This is a genomic window from Streptomyces sp. NPDC093085 (genome assembly GCF_040683935.1).
Lineage (GTDB): Bacteria > Actinomycetota > Actinomycetes > Streptomycetales > Streptomycetaceae > Streptomyces.
This window is the reverse complement of record NZ_JBFBFB010000001.1, coordinates 1,275,551-1,293,236: the sequence shown is the minus strand read 5'-3', so window position 1 is coordinate 1,293,236 and position 17,686 is coordinate 1,275,551. Positions and strand designations below refer to the sequence as shown.

At 73.1% G+C, this 17,686-nt stretch carries 14 protein-coding genes; 8 read left to right on the top strand and 6 right to left on the bottom strand.

Annotated elements, in window-relative coordinates; translation table 11 throughout:
* Nucleotides 1-14: 14 nt before the first annotated feature.
* From AB0O07_RS05300 to AB0O07_RS05280, 5 genes are read left to right on the top strand one after another with little or no spacing between them, the layout of a single operon-like run.
* On the top strand, nt 15-1,019 hold the full coding sequence (locus AB0O07_RS05300) for an ABC transporter substrate-binding protein (protein ID WP_365627082.1): 1,005 nt from the start codon (nt 15-17) through the stop codon (nt 1,017-1,019).
* Between the two features lie 9 nt (nt 1,020-1,028).
* Nucleotides 1,029-1,874, top strand: coding sequence for an ABC transporter permease subunit (locus AB0O07_RS05295; RefSeq protein ID WP_365627079.1), 846 nt, complete (start codon nt 1,029-1,031; stop codon nt 1,872-1,874).
* Nucleotides 1,874-2,827 (top strand): ABC transporter permease, encoded by a 954-nt coding sequence (locus AB0O07_RS05290; RefSeq protein WP_365627076.1) that lies wholly within the window; start codon nt 1,874-1,876, stop codon nt 2,825-2,827. Before AB0O07_RS05295 ends, AB0O07_RS05290 begins: the two co-directional genes overlap by 1 nt.
* A complete protein-coding gene (gene mdlC / locus AB0O07_RS05285) occupies nt 2,824-4,431 on the top strand; it encodes a benzoylformate decarboxylase (protein WP_365627073.1) in 1,608 nt (535 codons plus the stop codon). The genes AB0O07_RS05290 and mdlC overlap by 4 nt, the downstream gene beginning before the upstream one ends.
* Nucleotides 4,432-4,439: 8 nt before the next feature.
* A complete protein-coding gene (locus AB0O07_RS05280; protein WP_365627070.1) occupies nt 4,440-5,243 on the top strand; it encodes an ABC transporter ATP-binding protein in 804 nt (267 codons plus the stop codon).
* A gap of 29 nt (nt 5,244-5,272) precedes the next feature.
* Here the strand turns inward: AB0O07_RS05280 and AB0O07_RS05275 are convergent, their stop codons facing one another.
* From AB0O07_RS05275 to AB0O07_RS05255, 5 genes are all read right to left on the bottom strand, one after another.
* Nucleotides 5,273-7,054 (bottom strand): hypothetical protein, encoded by a 1,782-nt coding sequence (locus tag AB0O07_RS05275; RefSeq protein WP_365627067.1) that lies wholly within the window; start codon nt 7,052-7,054, stop codon nt 5,273-5,275.
* Nucleotides 7,055-7,110: 56 nt separating this feature from the next.
* The gene (locus AB0O07_RS05270; RefSeq protein ID WP_365627065.1) at nt 7,111-8,004 is read right to left on the bottom strand and encodes a carbohydrate ABC transporter permease; all 894 of its coding nucleotides are present in this window, start codon (nt 8,002-8,004) and stop codon (nt 7,111-7,113) included.
* A complete protein-coding gene (locus AB0O07_RS05265) occupies nt 8,001-8,816 on the bottom strand; it encodes a sugar ABC transporter permease (protein ID WP_365628020.1) in 816 nt (271 codons plus the stop codon). Before AB0O07_RS05265 ends, AB0O07_RS05270 begins: the two co-directional genes overlap by 4 nt.
* Before the next feature lie 145 nt (nt 8,817-8,961).
* Complete coding sequence (locus AB0O07_RS05260) at nt 8,962-10,212, bottom strand: sugar ABC transporter substrate-binding protein (protein WP_365627062.1); 1,251 nt, start codon at nt 10,210-10,212, stop codon at nt 8,962-8,964.
* A gap of 187 nt (nt 10,213-10,399) precedes the next feature.
* The gene (locus tag AB0O07_RS05255) at nt 10,400-11,365 is read right to left on the bottom strand and encodes an ROK family protein (RefSeq protein ID WP_365627059.1); all 966 of its coding nucleotides are present in this window, start codon (nt 11,363-11,365) and stop codon (nt 10,400-10,402) included.
* Nucleotides 11,366-11,477: 112 nt separating this feature from the next.
* Between AB0O07_RS05255 and AB0O07_RS05250 the strand changes: the two genes are divergently transcribed.
* Complete coding sequence (locus AB0O07_RS05250; protein WP_365627056.1) at nt 11,478-12,680, top strand: ROK family protein; 1,203 nt, start codon at nt 11,478-11,480, stop codon at nt 12,678-12,680.
* A 389-nt stretch (nt 12,681-13,069) separates the two neighbouring features.
* On the opposite strand, the gene AB0O07_RS05245 is transcribed toward AB0O07_RS05250, so the two are convergent.
* Nucleotides 13,070-14,080 (bottom strand): polysaccharide deacetylase family protein, encoded by a 1,011-nt coding sequence (locus AB0O07_RS05245; RefSeq protein WP_365627051.1) that lies wholly within the window; start codon nt 14,078-14,080, stop codon nt 13,070-13,072.
* A gap of 286 nt (nt 14,081-14,366) precedes the next feature.
* On the opposite strand from AB0O07_RS05245, the gene AB0O07_RS05240 reads away from it, so the two are divergent.
* Both AB0O07_RS05240 and AB0O07_RS05235 read left to right on the top strand, forming a co-directional pair.
* The gene (locus AB0O07_RS05240; RefSeq protein ID WP_365627048.1) at nt 14,367-15,908 is read left to right on the top strand and encodes a putative glycoside hydrolase; all 1,542 of its coding nucleotides are present in this window, start codon (nt 14,367-14,369) and stop codon (nt 15,906-15,908) included.
* A 204-nt stretch (nt 15,909-16,112) separates the two neighbouring features.
* Complete coding sequence (locus tag AB0O07_RS05235; protein ID WP_365627045.1) at nt 16,113-17,660, top strand: mannitol dehydrogenase family protein; 1,548 nt, start codon at nt 16,113-16,115, stop codon at nt 17,658-17,660.
* The last annotated feature ends 26 nt before the right edge of the window (nt 17,661-17,686 follow it).

The following is a 17,686-nucleotide window of genomic DNA, read 5'->3' as shown; positions in this document are numbered from 1 at the left end:
TACAGTGCTCGGGTATGGGACTCCAACTGCGCATCCCTCGCGTCGAGTTGGCCATCGTCGCGCTGGTCCTCGCCCTCCTGACGACGGGGTGCGGGGGCGGCGGGTCCGGCTCCGGGGGCTCCCCCTCGGCGTCGGGCGGGGCGAGCGGGCCCGAAAAGACCTCGCTCACCGTGGCCGGGCTGCCGCTGGCCGACGCAGCGGCCCTCCATATCGCCGTGGAACGGGGGCTCTTCGCCGACCAGGGGCTTGAGGTACGGGTCCAGCCGGTCCAGCAGAGCGTCCAGGCGCTGCCCGCGCTCGCCAACGGCCAGGTGGACATCATCGCGGGCGCCAACTTCGTGACCTTCCTCCAGGCCAAGGAGAAGGGCACCCTCGACACCCGGGTGCTGGCGGAGGCGGCCAGGAACGCGCCCCGGATGATGCGGGTGCTGGTGCTGCCCGGCTCGAAGATCACCACTCCGGAGGATCTGGCCGGCAAGCGGGTCGGGGTGAACATCCTCCACAACATCCAGTCGCTCACCCTCGACGCGGCGCTCCGCGAGCGCGGCGCCGGGCTGCCCGACTACCGCCAGGTGCCGTTCCCGCAGATGGGCGCGTTGCTGGAGCGGGGCCAGGTGGACGCCGTACACGCCGCTGAGCCGTTCGCCTCGGCCATCGCCGGTGACCTGGACGCCCGCACGGTCATCGACGGCGCCGCCTCGCCCGTCGACGGGCTGCCGCTGAGCGGCTATGTGACGACACGGAAGTTCGTCGACGCCAACCCGAGGACCGCCGCCGCCTTCCAGCGCGCCATCGCGGCGGCCCAGAAGATCGCGGACGACGACCCGGGGGCCGTGGCGAAGGTGCTCCCCGGCTATACGAAGATCAAGGCGGCCGAGGCGGCCACCATCGGGCTGCCGGGTTTCCCGCCCGAGTCGAGCGCCGCCGAACTGAACCGGCTGATCGCGCTGATGCGCGAACAGAAGCTGCTCGCCCAGGACCTGGACGCCGCCGATGTGCTGTACCGGCCGGGCGGGTGAGCGGGGCCGGTGCGCTGGCCGGGGGTGCGCGAGGCGGCGGTACGGGAGCGACCGCGCGGCGCGGGGGCCCGCCGGGCGGTCGCGCGGGAGCGGCTGCTCGGGGCGGCCGGGGTGCTGGTCGCCCTCGGGATCAGTGAGGCGGCGGGCCGCTCCGGGCTGGTGAGCGGCACCTATCTGCCGCCCGCCTCCGAGGTGCTGGCCCGCGCCTTCCGGCTGGCCGGGGACGCCGCGTTTCTGCGCGGGGTGGCGGCCACTCTGGAGGCGTGGGCCGCCGGTCTCGCGCTGGCCTGCGCGATCGCGATCCCGGTGGGGCTGCTGCTGGGGAGCGTCCCGGCGGTGAACGAGGCGGTACGGGTGCTGGTCGAGGTGGTGCGCCCGGTGCCGTCCGTGGCGCTGATCCCGCTGGTGTCGCTGCTGCTCGGCGCGGGTCTGGGCACGACGGTGGCGCTGGTGGCCTTCGCCTCCGTGTGGCCGGTGCTCTTCAACACGGTGTACGGGGTGGGCGAGACGGACCCGCTCGCCGAGGAGACGCTGCGGGCCTTCGGTTTCGGGCGGCTCGCCGTGCTGCTGCGGGCCTCGCTGCCGTCGGCCGCGCCGTTCATCGCTGCGGGGGTGCGGATCTCGGCGGCGACCGCGCTGATCCTGGCGGTGGCGACGGAGATCCTGGCCGGGTTCGGCGAGGGGCTCGGCATCTTCATCGCCCAGGCGAGCACGGCCACGGACGGCACCCGGGATGTGCTGGCCGGGGTGGTCTGGGCGGGCACGCTGGGGCTGCTGGTCAACGGCGGGCTGCTCGCCGCCGAGCGCCGGCTCTTCCCGTGGACACCGGAGCACCGGGCCCCGGGGAGCGACTGATGGCCTCCCCGGGGGCGGGCCAGACGCGGGCCGGACCGTCGGACCGTACGGTACGGCCGCCTCGTACCGTACGGTCCGCCCGTACCGTACGGCCGTCCCGCGCGGCCCCGGCGCGTGCGGCGTCCGGGCTCCGGCGGGTGGCGCTGCGGCTCGGGGTGCCGGTGGGGGCGGTGCTGGTCTGGCAGTGGGCGGCGTGGGCGGGCGGCAGTGTCTTCTTCCCCACGCCCGCGCGGATCCTGGCGCACGCCCACACGCTCTGGTTCTCCGGTCCCGCCGGGCGGCTCTTCCTCTCCGACAACGCGTTCGCCCATCTGCTGCCGAGTCTGGGCCGGGTGCTCGGCGGGTTCTGCGCCGCCGCGCTCTGCGGTGTTCTGCTCGGGCTGGTGGTGGGCCGCTCGCGGACGGTGTACGCGCTCTGCGATCCGGTGCTCCAGTTCGCGCGCGCCGTGCCGCCGCCCGCCCTGGTGCCGGTCTTCGTCGTCCTGTTCGACCCGGGCACCCGGATGCAGCTCGCCTCGATCGTCTTCAGCGCGGTCTGGCCCGTCCTGGTCAACACGGCGGACGGGGTCAGGGGCGTGGACCCGCTGCGGCTGGAGGTCGCCGCCGTGCTGCGGATGCCGCTCGCCGAGCGGGTGCTGCTGCTCCATCTGCCCGCCGCGCTGCCCCGGATCTTCGCCGGGCTGCGGATCTCGCTCTCCCTGTCGCTGATCCTGATGGTCTTCTCCGAGCTGCTGCCGGGCACCTCGAACGGGATCGGCTACCAGCTCGTGGACGCCCAGAGCCGCTCCGACCTGCTGACGGTCTGGGCGGTGATCGTGCTGCTCGGGGTGGCCGGGCAGGTGCTCAACAGCGGGCTGCTCGCCTGCGAACGGCTGCTGCTCGGCGGCCGGCGCGAGGAGCGCGCGCGTCCGGACCCACACCGTACGAGACCCCAGAGAGGCGGCGTTGGATGAGTACGACCGTCCGTCAGGCCGTGGTGGAGTTCTGCCGGGCCACCGGTATGACGACCGTCTTCGGCAATCCGGGCTCCACCGAACTGCGGATGCTCCGCGACTGGCCCGACGACTTCCGGTATCTGCTGGGGCTCCAGGAGTCCACGGCCGTCGCCATGGCGGCCGGGCACGCGCTGGGCACCGGGCGGGCCGCGCTGGTCGGGCTCCACTCGGCCGGGGGTGTGGGCCATGCGCTGGGCGCGGTGTTCAACGCCTTCCGGGACCGGGTGCCGCTGGTGATCGTCGCCGGCCAGCAGTCCCGCGCGCTGCTGCCGCTGCGCCCCTTCCTCGGCGCCGACGAACCGGCCCAGTTCCCGCGCCCGTATGTGAAGTTCAGCCGCCAGCCGGAGCGGGGCGCCGATGTGCCCGCCGCCTTCGCGGAGGCGCACCGGGTCGCCATGACCCACCCCAGGGGCCCGGTCTTCCTCTCCGTCCCCGAGGACGACTGGGACCAGGAGGCCGAACCTGTCGCGCCCCGTACCGTGCACGGAGAGTTCGGCGCGGCCCCGGAGGCGCTGGCCGGGCTGGCCGCCGCGCTCGACGCGGCGCGGCGCCCCGCGCTGGTGGTGGGTCCCGCCGTGGACGACGAGCGGGCCGGGCCCGGGGTGGCTGAGCTGGCGGAGCGGACCAGGGCGGCCGTCTGGATCAGCCCGCTCTCCGGGCGCTCCGGGTTCGACGAGCGGCATCCGTACTTCCAGGGCTTCCTGCCCCCGGTGGCCGACCAGTTGGCGGCGCGGCTCGCCCCGTACGACGTGGTGGTGGCGCTGGGCGCGCCCGTGTTCACGTACCACGTACGGGTGAGCGCGCCCCCGCTCGCGCCGGGCACCGCGCTCTACCACCTGGACTGCGACCCGGGCCAGGCCGCCTGGCTGCCGGTGGGCACCAGCATCGTGACCACGCTCCGTCCTGCCGTACGGGCGCTCGCGGGCCTGGTGCGGAAGGCCGACGGCAGGCCGGAGCCGGTGCCGCGGGCGGCGCCGGCGCCCGCCGGGGCGGGTCCCGGGATCTCCCCCGAGCTGGTGCTCGATCTGCTCCGGGAGCGGCTCTCGCCGGGGACGGTGCTGGTGGAGGAGGCGCCGAGCCACCGGGACGCGCTCCACGCCCGGCTGCCGGTCGGCGCCGAGGGCGGTTTCCTCACCACGGGCAGCGGGGCGCTCGGGTGGGGGCTGCCGCTGGCGGTGGGGCGGGCGCTCGCGGGCGGCGGGAGGGTGGTGTGTGTGCTGGGCGACGGCTCGGCGCTCTACTCGGTGCAGGCGCTGTGGACGGCGGCACGGCACCGCGCGCCGGTCAGCTATGTGCTGCTGGACAACGGCGGGTACGGCGCGGTGCGGGCGCTCGGGCGGCGGATCGGGATGGACGCGGTGCCGGGCACGGATATCGCCGGGATCGACTTCGCCGCGCTGGCCGGTGCGTTCGGCTGCCCCGGCGCCTCGGTCGAGACGCCGGAGGAGCTGCCCGGGGCGCTCGACCGGGTGCTCGCGCTCAGCCCCGACGAGGGGCCCGCGCTGCTCCGGGTCCGCCTGCCGGCCGACGACTCGCCGCTCTACGAGCCCTGGGCGCGGTGAGCGGCCGGATGCTGCGGATCGAGGGACTCGGCCACCGCTACGGCGCGACGGAAGCCCTCCGGGACATTGAACTCACCGTCCCCGAGGGCCAGTTGCTCACCCTGGTCGGTCCTTCCGGGTGCGGCAAGTCGACGCTGCTGCGGTGTGTGGCCGGGCTGATCGGGCCGTCCTCGGGGCGGGTCACTCTGGACGGTGTCCCGGTGGCGGGGGTGCCGGAGCGGCTGGGGGTGGTCTTCCAGGACTACAGCCGCTCGCTCTTCCCGTGGCTGACGGTACGGGACAATGTCGCCCTGCCGCTGCGCCGCCATGGCCTGGGCCGGGCGGAGCGGCACGCGGCGGCGGCCCGGATGCTGGCGCAGGTGGGTCTGGAGGGGGCGGAGCGGCGCCGTCCGTGGCAGTTGTCCGGCGGGATGCAGCAGCGGGTCGCGCTGGCCAGGGCGCTGGTCGCCCGTCCTTCGCTGCTGCTGATGGACGAGCCGTTCGGGGCGCTGGACGCGCGGACCCGGGAGGATCTGGAGGATCTGCTGCTGGGGCTGCACCGGGCGGAGGGGATGACGGTGCTGCTGGTCACCCATGACATCGACGAGAGCGTGTATGTGGCCGACCGGGTCGTGGTGCTGGCACCGGGCCCGGGGCGGGTCCGCGCCGATCTCCCGGTGCGCCTGCCGGCGGAGCGCGACCAGATCGCGACCCGGGGGCTCCCGGAGTTCACCGAGCTGCGCGCGGCGGTGGGCCGGGCGGTACGGGAGGGGCCGGAACCCGGGGCGGGGCCGGGGGTGGCGGCTCCGCCCCGGGCGGGCGTGGAACCGTAACCCCCAACTCCCCTGCCTGCACAGGACGTTCAGCCGTCGCCCTCCCCCGCGAGGGTGAGGGTGTAGCGGCCGGGGACGCGTCCGGTGATACGGACCCGGGTGCCGGGTACGGAGTCGTGCGCGCCCAGGTAGGTGAAGCGCTCGCCGGGGTCGGGGTGGGCGGGCTGTGCGGGCCCCGTGCCGTTGCCGGGGCCGAAGCGGACGATGTCGCCGCCGACGCGGTAGGCGCCGGTGCCCTCGACCAGTTCGTGGACATCCGGGCCGTACTCGCTCTCCGGCAGCGGGCGGGTCCCGGCCAGAACTCCCCCGGCACGGAAGGTGAGTTCGAGGACGAAGGAGGTCGGGACGCCGGTCAGGTCGAACTGGGCCGTCACTCCGGACCAGGTCGGGACGATCTCGGCGTCGATCCGGAGCCGGTGGGTGTCGGTGGGCCGGTGCGGGAAGTCCATGGCGGCGAAGAACCGTCCCTCGCCGCCGAGTTGGTACGCGCCGTCGGCCCGGGTGCGGTCGCCGGGCAGCGGCTGGTAGAAGTGCGCCTCGCGGGTGCGGGTGAGGGTGCAGCGGCCGTCGTCGGCGACGCTCAGCCCGTCGGGGCGGAACGGGCCGAGGCCGAAGAAGTTCACCGAGAGCCGGACGGCTTCGAGCACGGCGGCGCCCTGGCGGAAGCGGAGGAAGGTCGGGTTGGTGGCGAGCCCGGAGGCGATGTCGGGGAAGCGGGCGTTGTCGCCGCCGCCGTACACGGTGACGGTGCGCCGTCCGGTACGCCACCGGGTGAGCCCGGAGTCGGCGAGCACGGTCCGCCGGACGGCGGCCGGCTTCCGCGCCTCCTGGGGTGCCGGCTCCGGGGCGGGGAGCGGGCGGGCGAGCGTGGGGTCGAGGTGGGTCTCGGCGAGGAGGTCGGCGGCGAGCCCCGCGGGCAGCGGGCGGGCGAGGAGGGCGGTGACGACCGCCGCGTAGCCGGCGCGCCCCTCCCGCACCGCGAACCGCCGGTACGGGAGGAGGAACCCGGCCCCGTCGAAGGCGAACCGCTGGTCCTGGCGGCGGGAGTGCACGGACTCCATGGTGCCGTCCTCGTCGAGGAGTCCGGCGAAGGCGTCGAGGTTCCGCCTTACGGGGGTGAGGAGTTCGGGCCTGTCGAGGGCGTCGGCGATGGCGAGCAGCGAGGGGTTGGTGACATGCGCGGCGTAGAGCGGGCTGCGCTCGGAGTACATGCCGTCCGGCTGGAGGTCGACGCCCTCCGCGAGCCACTGGTCGACCCGGGCGGGCAGCCGGGGGTCGGGGTCGAGCCGGTGGAGCCGGGCCAGGGCGGCGCTCAACTCCCAGCGGTGGTTGGGGGTGTGGACGCCGCCGGTGAGCAGGGCGGGGGTCACGGCGCGGCGGATCCCGGCGAGCCCCGTGCGGAGTTCCGCCATCCCTGCGGTGTCGCGGAGTTCGGGGTGGGCCTCGATCAACTCGCCGCTGATACACACGTCGTTGACGGTGAACGCCGAGTCGGGCGGGGAGGCGAGGTTGTCGCCCCCGGCGAAGAGTCCGTCGGCCCCCTGGAGCGCGGCGAGCCGGGCCGTGAGCCCGGCCGCGTCGGCGAGGAGCCCGGGGTCGCGGTGGTGGCGGGAGCGGGGGGTCAGGAAGGCGGTGAGGAGCGCCTTGGCGGCGGAGGCGAGGGTGCGGTGCTGTGCGGTGGCGTACCCGCCGTCGGCGAGCTCCGCCCGTATCTCAGGGACATGGCGGTCGAGCGGGGCCACCAGCCGCTCCACGAAGGGCAGGTCGGTCGTCCCGGGCGCCGGGTGGGCCTCGGTGGGGTGCGCGGTCATGGTGCGGTCGACGCTCCTCGGGTTCGGATACGGAAGGGGGGTGGCCCGGGGCCGGGTCAGTCCTTGAGGCCCGCGTTGATGTCGGCGTTCATGACGTACCGCTGGAAGACCAGGAACATCACGAGCAGCGGCAGCAGTGAGATGACGGACGCGGCGATCAGCACCGGCCAGTCGATGTTCTGGGCGCCGATGAGGTTGCGCAGGGCGACCTGGAGGGTGAAGCGCTTCTCGTCGCCGAGCACGATCAGCGGCCAGATGTAGTCGTTCCACCGCCACTGGAAGGAGAAGATCGCCAGGGTGACGACGATGGGCCGGGCGATGGGCAGCATGATCCTGACGAAGATGCCGATCTCGCCCGCGCCGTCGATCCGGGCGGCCTCCAGGATCTCGTCGGGGACGGTCAGGAAGAACTGGCGGAACATGAAGATGCCGGTCGCGGTGATGACCGACGGCACGATGATCCCGGCGAGGGAGTCGTAGAGCCCCAGCTCCCGTACGACGGCGAAGGACGGGGTCAGGATGACCTCGGTGGGGAGCATCGTCGTCGCGAGGACGCAGACGAAGAAGACCCGGATCCACACCGCCGAGTACTTCGCGAGGGCGTACCCGGTGCCCGCGCTGGCGAGGACGGTGAGCACGGTGGTGACGGTCGCGACGACCAGGGTGTTGCCGAAGTAGCGGGCGAACCGGATGCGTTCCCAGGCGTCCGCGAACCCCTGGACCGTCCAGTCGCGGGGCAGGATGGAGAGCGGATAGCTGAAGAGTTCGCTGCCCGGTTTGAAGGCGCTGAGGACGAACCACAGGACCGGGAAGGCGAAGAGGGCGGCGAGCCCCCACAGGGCGAGGGTGACGGCGGTGACCCGGACCCGGTCGCCGGTGGCGGGGCTCCGTACCGCGTCCCCGCGCCCCGCCTTCTCCGGGCGCTCCACCGTGTCGGTGTGCTGCTTCATGAGGCTCCCCGCCCTCGGCCGAGACGTATCTGCACCAGCGCGATGGCGAGCAGGATGACCATCAGCACCATGGAGACGGCGCTGGCGTAGCCGACCTCGGCCTTCTTGAAGCCGGTCTCGTAGATGTACTGGACGATCAGGCGGTTCTCGGTGCCGGGGCCGCCGCCGTTGAGCGCCTGGACCATCGCGAATTCCTTGGTGGCGTTGATGGTCGCGAGCAGGATCACCATGAAGGAGGTGGGGGCGATGGCGGGCAGGGTGATGTGCCGGAACCTCTCCCACCCGTTGGCTCCGTCGAGTTCGGCGGCCTCGTAGTACGACTTCGGCACGTTCTTCAGGGCGGCGATGAACAGCAGCATGTTGAAGGCGGTGCCGCCCCACGCGGTGGCGAGGACCACCACGGCGAGCGCGAGATCGCCGTCCGAGGACCAGCGGACCTCGGAGAGGCCGAGGGTGGTGAGGACGAAGTTGACGAAGCCGAAGTTCTCGCCGAAGAGCCACCGCCAGATGACCCCGGTGACGATCGGTGAGATCAGCCACGGGAAGAAGAAGACCACCTTGGCGACGGTCGTGCCGCGGGCGAAGCGGCTGACCAGCAGCACCGCGACCAGGAGCGAGAGGGCGTAGGTGAGCGGCACGGAGAGCAGTACGTAGAGCGCCGTGCGGCCCAGGGCCCCGTAGAAGTCGGCGTCCTCGAAGAGCGTGCGGTAGTTGTCGAGTCCGACGAAGTCCGGCTGACCGAAGCCCCGGTAATCGGTGAAGGAGTAGATCAGTCCGAGGGCGCCCGGCCAGACGAAGAAGAGCAGGAACATCACCACGTTGACCGAGGCGAGGACCAGCGGAGCGGTGGTGCGACGGCCGCGCCGCCGCCGGGCGGCGGGCCCCCGGCCGGCCGGGGCCGGGGGCGCGTCGGGCGAGCGGCGGGCGTCCGCCGTCAGGGTGGTCGGCTGCTTCATGTCACCGGCCGGACTGCTCGGCGAAGTTCTTCTCGATGGCGGCGACCGTCTTGCGTACGTCCTGCTCGCCGTTGAGGTACTTGACGGTCTCGTCCCGGATCGGGTCGTCGGTGGAGGAGCCCTCGCCCCGGTAGGAGGCGGCCAGTTCGCTCCGCATCTGGAGCGAGTCGATCGGGTCGGAGTGGGCGATCTCGTCGTTGTAGACGTCGAACGCCTCCTTGTCGGCGGCGTATTTCACGTCGATGCCGTCCTCGACCGGGAGGAAGCCGGAGATCTCGCAGAGCTTGCGGTAGTTCTCCGGGGTGTAGAGCCAGTCGATGAACTTCGCGGTCTTCTCGGCGGCCGGACCGTCGTATCCGACCAGGTAGTTGGTGCCGAGGTTGGTGGCGCGCACCGGCTGCTTCGGCATCAGTACGGACGTCCACTGGAAGTCCTTGATGTTCTGCGAGAAGTCGGTGATCTGCCAGACGCCCGAGTAGTACGCGGCGACCCGGCCGCTCTTGAAGAGGGCGTTGGGGTCGTCCCCGGAGAGCCAGACCGAACGGGGCATCAGCTTGTCGTCGTTCATCGCCTTGAAGCGTTCCAGGGCGGCGGTGGTCGGCGGGTCGGCGGCGTAGGTGCCCTGGGCGTCGGGGCCGAAGGCGTTGCTGCCGTTCTGGAAGAGGAAGGAGCGCAGCCGGTGGCTCGACTTGTCCATCACCAGGCCGTACTTGGCATCCGTGGCCTGCTGGACCTTCTTCACGGCGGCGGTGAACTCGTCCCAGGTCCACTGGTCGGCGGCGGAGGTCGGGTAGGGGACCTTCGCCTTCTCGAAGAGGCTCTTGTTGAGGAAGAGCCCGACGGCGGTCAGGTCGGTCGGGATCGCGTTGATCTCGCCTTTGGACGACTTGGCGAGCAGGTTGGCCTTGACCTTGTGCTTCTCGGCGGTGTCGGTGAGGTCGATCAGGGAGCCGGCCCAGAGCGGGTCGACGGAGGGCACCCGGGCGAGCGCGGGGAGGTCGCCGGCCTGGGCGGCGTTGCGCAGCTTGGTGCGGAGGTCGTCGTAGGGGATGTCGACGACGTCGATCTTGACCCCGGTCTCCTTCGTGTACTCCTTGGCCATCGCGGCGAAGCCGCCGCCCTGGTTCCCGTCGCCGGAGAGCCAGAACTTCAGGGTGCCGGAGTCCGATCCGGAGCCGCTCTCCCCGCCGAAGGCGCACCCGGTGAGGGCGAGCGACAGGACCGTCGCTATCGGGATGAGTTTCTTGACCATGGCAGTCCCACTCTCTTCGCGCTCGGGGAGCACGGTGTACGCCCGGGCTCGGGCATCGGTACGGACGGGGTGAGGTGAGGGGGGTGGGGTGGTGCTGGGTGAACGGCGGTGCAAGAACGTTCCGGCAGGGGGGCGGGCCCCGGCCGAGGCGCCCCTCAGGGCGTCAGGGACTCAGGACCTCAGGGCCTCAGGGCCCCGGTCCCGGCGCCTCGCGGGCCGCGATCAGCGCGCCGGTGAGGGCGGCGTCGTCGTACGTACGGGAGCGGAGCAGCTCCGGCGGGAAGGGGACGTACCGTTCGAGCGCGGCGGTGAGCGCCGTGAACACCTCGTCGTGGCGGGCCATTCCGCCGCCGACGACGATGCGCGCCGGGTCGAAGGCGATCGCGAGGTTGGCGACGGCGAGGGCGAACCGTTCCATCCGTTCGCCGACCTCTTTGCCGAACGCGCCGTCGGTGGCCGCCCGTTCGAACGCCGTCCCCGCCGTGGCCCCCTCCCCCGCGCCCGCGTCCTCGCCTGTTCCCTCCCCCTTCCCCTCCTCCTCCGCCGCCGCTCGGGCGAGGGCAGTGAGCGCGGCGCCGGAGAAGGTCTCCTCCAGGGGTGCCCGGTCCTCCCGTACGCCCGGCTCCGCCGGATGAGCCGCCTGGTAGCCGATCTCCCCCGCGGCCCCGTTGGCGCCGGTCAGCACGGTGCCGTCGACGACCAGGGCGCAGGAGAGGCCGGTGCCCACATTGAGGTAGATGCCGTGGCCGGCCCCGGCCAGCAGCCCCTGGCGGGCCTCGGCGAGCGCGGCGGCCTTGACGTCGTTCATGACGGCGACCCGGGCGCCGGGGAAGAGCGCGCCCGTCACCTCGCGTACCCGCAACTCCTCCCAGCCGGGGGTGTGCGGCGCGTACAGCACCCCGGTCTCGGTGGCGATCCCCGGGCAGACCAGCCCGACCCCGGTCACGTCGGCGCGGTCCGCCTCGGGGCCGAGCAGGGTGTCGACCGCCTCCGCGATCCGCGCGAAGAGCGGGATCGGGCCCTCGTCGGGGAGGGTGGGGATGCGGTCGGTGCGGGGCGCGGCGCCGTCCGTCCCGTCGGCGACGAGCAGCGCGGTCTTGGTCCCGCCGATGTCGACGGCCACGACGGGCCCGGGTATGGCAAGCGCTTTCATGAGCGATGATTGTAAGGGAGCCTCCTAAATAAACAAGGGTTCACGCGATGTTCATGGGTGCCCGCGAAGGATCGGACACGGATGCCCGGAAAGTCTCGGAAAGGAGGGCTCGTTGCCGAAGTCGTCCCCGGTAGCGACCAGTACGACCTACATGCGCCGGCTCAACGAACGGTCCGTCTTCCACCACGTCTACGCGGCGGGTTCGATCTCCATCCCCCAACTCGTCACCGCCTGCGGCCTGTCGAAGCCCACGGTGGCCGCGGCGGTGGCCGCGCTGGTCGAGAGCGGGCTGCTGCGGAGCCTCGGGGTGCGGACCGGGCGGGCCGGGCGGGCGCCGCAGCTCTACGGTCCCGAGCCCACCGCCGGGTGGGTGCTGGTGCTGGACATCGGACGCCGCTGGGTCCGGCTGGCGCTGGCCGATCTCGCCGGTGACCTCGTGCACCAGGTGCGGGTGGCGTCCGCGCGGGACGCGCACGGACTGGTCGGTGTCATCGAGGAGTTGGTCTCCGTGACGCTGGCCGAGCGGTCGCTCGCCATGGCGGACCTCCTCCAGATCGTCGTCGGCTCCCCCGGGGTCTACGACCCCGCCGAGGAGTCCTTCAGGCTCGCCTCGAACCTGCCGGGGTGGGAGTACGCGCTCCATGTGCGCAGGCTCCGGGACTTCTTCGCGGAGGCGGGCGCGGTGCGCTTCGAGAACGACGTCAACCTGGGCGCGCTCGGCGAACGTACGAAGGGGCTCGGCCGGGGCGTGGACAACTTCGTCCATCTGCACGTCGGTTCGGGGGTCGGCGCCGGGGTCGTCCTGGGCGGCAGACCGCTCCGCGGCACCCGGGGCAGGGCGGGGGAAATCGCTTTCCTCCCGGTGGCCCCGCTGCCCCCCGGCGGGCTGCCGGAGGCGGTGCGCGAGCGGGGCATGCTGGAGACGGCGGCGGCGGCCGACGCGATCGTCGCGGCGGCGCGGCGGAGCGGGGTGCGGGGGGCGCGCACCGCCGAGGACGTGGTGTCGGCGGCGGCGGCCGGCGACCCGCGGGCCCACGAGGTGCTCACGGCGGAGGCCCGGCTGCTGGCCCGCGCCCTCGCCTCGGTGATCACCGTCGTCGACCCGGAGCTGGTCGTCCTCGGCGGCGGCGTGGGATGCCGGCTGGGCCCGTACCTCCCGGCCGTCGAGTCGGAGCTGTCCCTGCTCCTGCCCTTCGCACCACCCCGGCTCGCGGTCTCCGCCCTGGACGACCGGGGGATCCTGTACGGCGGGATCGCGGCCGGGGTCGAACTGGCCCGGGAGATCGCCCTGGACCGGCGCTCCACCGACACCTGAGGCGGGGCCGCCCAGGGAGCTGCCACACCGTACGGCAGCGGGCCCCCGGCCCCGTACGGGCTGCCGGGAGCCTCCGCCCCGTACGGAAGCGGGCACCCCGTACGAACGCGGGCGCTTCACCCGTACGGGAGGAGACGTCACCCCTACGGGAGAGCGCGGCCCCGTACGGGAAGAGGCGCCACCTGTACGGGAAGGCGTCGCCCCTACGGGGAGGCTCGGCCCCGTACGGGAAAGGGCGCCACCCCTACGGGAAGACTCGGCGCCGTACGGGAAGACCCGGCCCGTACGGGAAGACCCGGCCCCTACGGGAAGACTCAGCCCCCTACGGGAAGACTCGGCCCCCTACGGGGAGGGTTCGCCCCCGTACGGGAAGGCTCGCTCCCGTGCCGTCAGTACGGGCGGGCGCGTTTGGCGAAGGCGGGGGCCAGGTTCTCCTGGTCGGTGCGGGGGAAGGCGATCGTGTTCGGGTCGCCGTCGGAGACGTACCAGCTCTTGTTCTCGGCCAGCTTGTCCAGCCAGCGGGAGGAGCCGAACTCGGCGTCCTGGTCCTTGGGGCCCGCCGAGCGGATGCGGGGGATCGCGGTCGGGGTGAAGTTCTTGGCGAACGGTGAGACCGAGGGGTTGGCGCCCACCAGGTACACCCCGTCGTACCGGTATCCGGTGCCGCGCGCGGCGACCCCGGCGGGCTCGGGCATGGCGCCGAAGGGGAGGGCGAGGGAGGTGACCCGGGTCCCGGGGGTGGCCTTCTCGATGGCCTGCTGGCCGCCCGCGATGGCCCGGACGGCCGAGGGCTGGTCCAGCGAGCGCAGGTTCTGGTGCCGGTCGGTGTGGTTGCCCACCTCGTACCCGTGCTTCCGCAGCCAGGTCAGCGCCTTGGCGGGGCCGGTGGCCGAGAAGGCGTCCGCGTTGACGAAGAAGGTGGCCGCCGGCTTGAACCCGGGGTGCTTCTTCGCCGTCTCGGCCAGGATGGCGATCGCCGTGTCCGGTGCCGGATTGCCGCGCTCGTCCAGCCGCACCTGGCTGTTGGTCGAGTCGTCGAAGGTGAGGACCACCGGATGGGTGCCGGCCGGGATGTCGATATGGCCGGTCTGGAAGTCCCGGGCGGTGACCGGGACGTACTTCTCCCGGGCGAGGCGTTCCAGCTCGGCCCGGAAGTCGGCCGGGGTGCGGTCGTAGACGCTGGCCGGCTTCGCGGTGAGCTGGTGGTACATGAGCACCGGCACCTGGCCGAGTTCATTGGCGCCGACCTCCGCCGGGTTCACGGCGGCCTGGCGGGCGGCGGCCGCCGAGGCGGGCTTCTGCCGCTCTCCGGCGGCCGGGGACGAGCCGGCGGAGCACCCCGAGGCGAGCAGGGCGGCTCCGGTCAGGACGGAGATCGGGACGGCGAGCGGATGGCGCATGAGGAACCTCCAAGGCGAATCTGTCGCGCCATCTCTACCGGCGGCGGGGGCCCTTCTACCGCATCACCCCTGGATGGCGCAGTCACCACGCGGAGCCCCGGTAAGTCCATTCGCATGAAAATCGCAGAGATAGGGAGGTTTAGGGCGCTGTGGGGCAATCAATGGAGGCACATCCGGCCAGAGCGCGAAGGGCGTCATGATGGTCTTCTCCCGCATATCCCGTTCTCCTGAGTCTTCCTATCGATCCGACCGGCCGACCCGCCGGCGCGCCCTCACCGCGACGGCCGTGGCGCTCGCGGTGGCCGGCGCGGGTGTCGGCGCCTGGACCTTCCTCGCCCCGGGACCGGGGGTGCGGGGTCTCGCCGACGGCGCGGTCCTGGGCGGCCAGAAGGCCGCGCAGCTCAACGCCTACCTGGACGCCGCTTCGGCGGGCGACCGGAAGAAGGTGCGCGCCACCCTCGACGGCAAGACGGTCCCCCTCACGGCGGACGGCACCCGGCTGAAGCTCGGTCTGCCCCGGCTGGCCGACGGCGAGCACAACCTGGTGGTGGAGGGCGACAGCAGCCTCCCCTTCCTCTCGTACCGCGAGTCCGTGAACTTCACGGTCGACCGCACCCCGCCCCGGCTGAAGGTGGCGGAGCCCAAGATCAAGGACGCGGCGCACCCCGTGACCGTCACCGGTACGGCCTCCAAGGACGCCCAGGTGACCGTCGACGGCAAGAAGGTGCCGACCGACAAGAAGGGCGCCTTCTCGGTGCGGGTGCCGAAGGGCACCCCGCTCGTGACGATCACCGCGGTGGACCGCGCCGGGAACAAGACCACCACATCGGTCTCCACCCGGGGCCGCCGCCCGATGATCCGGGCCGCGCACATCACCGCCATCGGCTGGGGCGACAAGACGCTGCGCGGCAACATCCTCTCCCTGGTCCGCAGCGGCAAGCTGAACGCCGTGGAACTGGACGTCAAGGACGAGGACGGCGAGGTCGGGTACGCCTCCCAGGTGCCGCTGGCCCGGCAGATCGGCGCGGCCAAGGGGTACTACGACGCCCGCAAGGCGGTGGCCGAGATCCACGCGGCCGGGGCCCAGGTCATCGGCCGTATCGTCGCCTTCCGCGACCCCAAGCTCGCCACGTCGGCCTGGCAGGCCGGCAACCGTGACCAGGTGGTGCGGACGCCCTCCGGGGAGGCGTACAACGGCGGCAACTACGGGACGCTCTCCTTCACCAACTTCGCCAACCCGACGGTCCGCAAGTACAACCAGGACCTCGCGGTCGAGGCGGCCAAGCTCGGTTTCGACGACATCCTCTACGACTACGTGCGCCGCCCCGACGGCCCGCTGTCGCGGATGGCCTTCCCGGGCATCGGGAAGAACACCCCCGAGCAGTCGATCACCTCGTTCGTCGGCGACACCCGGACGGCGCTGCGCCCGCACGGGAAGTACCTCGGCGTCTCGGTCTTCGGCATAGCGGCCACCCGGCCCACCGAGATCGCCCAGGACATCCCGGGGCTGGTCAAGGTGAGCGACTACATCGCGCCGATGGTCTACCCGTCCCACTGGGGGCCCGGTGAGTACGGCGTCGCCAACCCCGACACCTCCCCGTACGCGATCGTGCAGCGCTCGCTCGCCGACTTCGCCCGCCAGGCGAAGGGCACCCAGACCGAGATCATCCCGTGGCTCCAGGACTTCTCGATGGGGAGCAGGTACGGGCCCGCGCAGGTGGCCGAGCAGATCAAGGCCGCGGCGGACAACAAGATGAACTCGTTCATCCTCTGGAACGCCGGTGCCCGCTACCAGGGCGCGGCGCTCCAGCAGATCGCCGCTCACTGACCGCGCTCCGGTCCGGTCCGGTCTGATCCGGTCCGGTCCGGTACGACCGTCCGATGCCCTCTGTGCCCTCCCGGGCGCAGGGGGCATCGGCGTGCCCGGGTACGGAGTCCCCATGGGCGGGCCCGCTCCATTGCCTCCTGCCATACAAGGCTTGTATGGTAGCTTCCCTGAGATCGAGGACGCCGCGACCGAGGAGCCGCCCGCGTGACCGTGCCACCGCACCGGACCCCCCGCCCGAGCACGCCGCCGCTCTCCCGCGCCCGCCTGCCCGTCCCCGGTCTGGCCCGGCCCCGTTCCGCGCCGGAGCGTGGCATCGTCCATCTGGGGCTCGGCAACTTCCACCGGGCCCACCAGGCCGTGTACACCGCCGAGGCGCTCCGGCACACCGAGGGTCCGTGGGGCATCACGGGGGTCGTCACCGGGCCGACGCAGCGCTCGCGGACGATCGTCGAGGGCATGTCCGCACAGGACGAGCTCTACACCGTGCTCACCCTGGGCCGGGACGGTTCGGTACGCGCCGAGGTCCCCGGGGTGCACCACCCGGGGCTGCTCGGCGGGGACCAGGCGGAGGCCGTGGTGGCGGCCATCGGCGAGGCCACCACCCGGATCGTCACCCTCTCCGTCACCGAGAAGGGGTACACGTTCACCCCCTCCGGCGGTCTCGATCTGGACGACCCCCGGGTCGCCGCCGACCTCGCCGGTACGGGCGCCCCGCGCTCCCCGCTCGGTCTGCTGCTCCGCGGGCTCCAGCGCCGGGCGCGCGGCCACGCCGCCCCGCTGACCGTGCTCTCCTGCGACAACCTGACGGACAACGGCAGCAAGGTACGGCGGCTGCTGGAGGAGTTCGCGGCGGCCCTGCCGGCCGGTGAGCGCGAGGAGCTGACCGGCTATCTCGCCTCCTCCGTCACGACCCCCAGCAGCATGGTCGACCGGATCGCCCCCGCCACCACCGACGAGCACCGCGCTCTGGTCACCCGCCACTTCGGGGTGCGCGACGCGGTGCCGGTACCGGCCGAGCCGTACCGGCTCTGGGTCCTTCAGGACGACTTCGCGGCCGGGCGCCCCGCCTGGGAGCGGGCGGGCGCGGTCTTCACCTCCGAGGTGGCCTCGTACGAGACGATGAAGCTGCGGCTCCTCAACGGCGCCCACTCCCTCCTCGCCTACCTCGGGCTGCTCCTCGGCCACGCCTCCATCGACGGCGCGGTCGCCGACCCGGAGCTCGGCCCGGCGGTGCGGCACGCCATGACCGGGGAGATCCTGCCCGGCCTCGACCTCCCGGCGGGGGTGAACGGGCCCGCGTACATCGGGGAGTTGCTGGAGCGCTTCGCCAATCCGGCGCTCGGCCACCGCACCGCGCAGGTCGCCTCGGACGGCTCGCTGAAACTCCCGGTGCGCTGGGCGGGCCCGCTGGACCACCAGCTCGCCGCCGGGACGGTCCCCGAGGTGCTGGCGCTCGGCGTGGCCGCGTACATCCGGGTCGTCACCCGGGGCGAGGAGGCGTACGACGTACCGGCCCTCGGCGCGGTACGGGACGACGCCACCGCCCGGCTGCGGGCGCTCGCCGAGCGCGCCGGGGAGCCCGGGGAGGCGGCTCTGCGGGTGGTGGAGGCGGGCGGCATCCTGCCCGAACCGGTCGCGGGACGCCGGGAGTTCACCGACCGGGTCGCCGCGTACGCCAGGGACCTGGAACGCCATGGTGCCCGGGCCACCCTCGCCTCCGTACCGCTGGACGCCCCGGCGTCCGCACCGTGAGCCCCGCTCGCCCCCATCCCCGCTCC

What these genes read in the sequence shown, in the direction of transcription:
- AB0O07_RS05290 (WP_365627076.1), top strand. Translation starts at nt 1,874, where the DNA reads ATGGCCTCCCCGGGGGCGGGCCAGACGCGGGCCGGACCGTCGGACCGT.
- AB0O07_RS05260 (WP_365627062.1), bottom strand. Translation starts at nt 10,212, where the DNA reads ATGGTCAAGAAACTCATCCCGATAGCGACGGTCCTGTCGCTCGCCCTC.
- AB0O07_RS05280 (WP_365627070.1), top strand. Translation starts at nt 4,440, where the DNA reads ATGCTGCGGATCGAGGGACTCGGCCACCGCTACGGCGCGACGGAAGCC.
- AB0O07_RS05255 (WP_365627059.1), bottom strand. Translation starts at nt 11,365, where the DNA reads ATGAAAGCGCTTGCCATACCCGGGCCCGTCGTGGCCGTCGACATCGGC.
- mdlC (WP_365627073.1), top strand. Translation starts at nt 2,824, where the DNA reads ATGAGTACGACCGTCCGTCAGGCCGTGGTGGAGTTCTGCCGGGCCACC.
- AB0O07_RS05275 (WP_365627067.1), bottom strand. Translation starts at nt 7,054, where the DNA reads ATGACCGCGCACCCCACCGAGGCCCACCCGGCGCCCGGGACGACCGAC.
- AB0O07_RS05245 (WP_365627051.1), bottom strand. Translation starts at nt 14,080, where the DNA reads ATGCGCCATCCGCTCGCCGTCCCGATCTCCGTCCTGACCGGAGCCGCC.
- AB0O07_RS05270 (WP_365627065.1), bottom strand. Translation starts at nt 8,004, where the DNA reads ATGAAGCAGCACACCGACACGGTGGAGCGCCCGGAGAAGGCGGGGCGC.
- AB0O07_RS05265 (WP_365628020.1), bottom strand. Translation starts at nt 8,816, where the DNA reads ATGTTCCTGCTCTTCTTCGTCTGGCCGGGCGCCCTCGGACTGATCTAC.
- AB0O07_RS05300 (WP_365627082.1), top strand. Translation starts at nt 15, where the DNA reads ATGGGACTCCAACTGCGCATCCCTCGCGTCGAGTTGGCCATCGTCGCG.